The organism is Chryseobacterium salviniae, assembly GCF_035819015.1.
In the GTDB taxonomy this organism is placed as follows: domain Bacteria; phylum Bacteroidota; class Bacteroidia; order Flavobacteriales; family Weeksellaceae; genus Chryseobacterium; species Chryseobacterium salviniae.
This window is the reverse complement of the sequence record NZ_JAYLAA010000002.1, coordinates 1-1800: the sequence shown is the minus strand read 5'-3', so window position 1 is coordinate 1800 and position 1800 is coordinate 1. Positions and strand designations below refer to the sequence as shown.

Sequence of the window (1800 nt, the reverse complement as noted above, 5' to 3'; positions counted from 1 at the left end):
TTCTGCAACGGGTCTGGCTTCCGTCGAGTTGAACACAAGACATATCCAGCAACCGCCTGTTACGATTCAAAAGATGAACCCAAATATTCCTGAAACTGCCATCCTTGCTCCATTTATTAAAAAAATAATACACATTTTGCCAGCTTATCTTTTCTTCCCCAAAATAGTCTTTTAAAGAAATCTCACGCCACTGGCAACCGGTTTTCAGCCGTTTTATAATGGTCTGGATTATTTTTACCACGTCAAACTTTGTAGAAAATCCCCTTTTTCCTTTGCTTAAATGGGGTAAAATCCATTTCTCTATTTTATCTTTGCTGATGAGTTCCAGATTATTAGTTTTTTTAATTGCAATCCAAAATTGCTAATTTTCTCGGAACTTTTTTTCTAAAATAAGTTTAAACAGCTTCATTAATAATAAATCTATAATCAATATTACAGCAACTAAAAATGGGGCAAATGTTATAACCCCACTATGTAAGTTATAGACTTTAATTCCTACTATAAAAAATATATAGGTAAGCAATGCTTGAAATATAAATATCTTCATTTAATGAGCTGCTTTATCGTTACAAGAAGTACATACCCAAGAAGAGCCATTATAAATATAGGTTCCTTCTTGTAATTGAGATATATTACTAAAGAATGTCATAATTGAGTGTGCTGCATCAGAATCATTTTCTGTATAATTATTTATTGGTAATCCATTTTCAACTTCGTTTGCTAAGCCTCCCAAACCATCACTATCTTTTCTACCTTTACCATCTTTATTAGTAAACTGTAATGTATGCACCTTAGGATTTACAGTTAAATCCCCCGCTTGAAAAGGATCAAAATCTGCAACTAATGTTACTCTCACTTGGTTTTCTAAACCATTTTTTTTAGCATAATCCATTAAGGCATTGACATATCCTTTGCCATAAGCACCACCCATACTGTGAGTGATGATTTTAATCGTTTCAATGATTTCTCCTGCAGTAGAGTCTCTCTCTAAATTAGCAATAATTTCTTTTGCATCTTTCTTCCCCTGTTTATAACCATTGTCAATTCTATTTTGAGCACTTAAATTACTTTTATAGAAATTCCCATCAGCAAAAAGAGTATTCAGAGCTCCGCCAGAAGAACCATCCCTATATAAGGAATTATAATCATTTAATTGATGCATTACAGACATATCAAACCTCTTATACATTGGCGTCCAAGGACCACCTGCAACTTGCATTCTGCCCAAAATTGTGGATGAAGTCCAATATTTAGAACTTCCTCCATCCCCAAAATGCATTCCGTTAATAAAGATTACGAGATTTCCATCAGGGTCAATTGCATTAACAGGTGTATTATTTGCGTAACTATATGGGGATTTACTTAGATATAATTCTCCTTTTCCGTCCATTACCCCCCATCGTCCTACATCCGGCATATAAAACCTTGCACCATAATCATACATTCCGGTTTCCTGCAATTCCTTACCGTTGTACTTGTACTAATACGCGTTATCAAAACTATAATATTGTGCATTATGCATCAACCCAAAAGGATAATAATTGTTTACCCCCTCTGCTTCGCCGGGTGTAATATAGTTGTTGCATGCCATACTGCCATCGGGAAACGTCTGGCAATTTTCAATCACAATATCTCCTGTTACAATACCATCTCCATTAGCATCACTATAGCTTAAACGTATGTTCCCCAAATGATCCGTAAAATTATAATAATACTTATTCCTTAAAGCATCAAAATATCCTTCCGGATTTGGAATAATTCTCAATTTTATTTCTGTTGGCTCAGAAGTGTCAATATAAC

2 protein-coding genes and 1 pseudogene are annotated in these 1800 nt (G+C 34.4%); all 3 read right to left on the bottom strand.

The genetic code is table 11. From position 1 onward, the window contains the following. On the bottom strand, positions 1-241 hold a 241-nt coding region (locus SOP96_RS00915; protein WP_326319365.1), incomplete at its 3' end, for a transposase. 306 nt (positions 242-547) lie between these two features. Beyond that, positions 548-1468: pseudogene (locus tag SOP96_RS00910) on the bottom strand (RHS repeat-associated core domain-containing protein); the annotation flags it as partial. Positions 1469-1480: 12 nt separating this feature from the next. Continuing rightward, on the bottom strand, positions 1481-1800 hold a 320-nt coding region (locus tag SOP96_RS00905), incomplete at its 5' end, for a hypothetical protein (protein ID WP_326319364.1).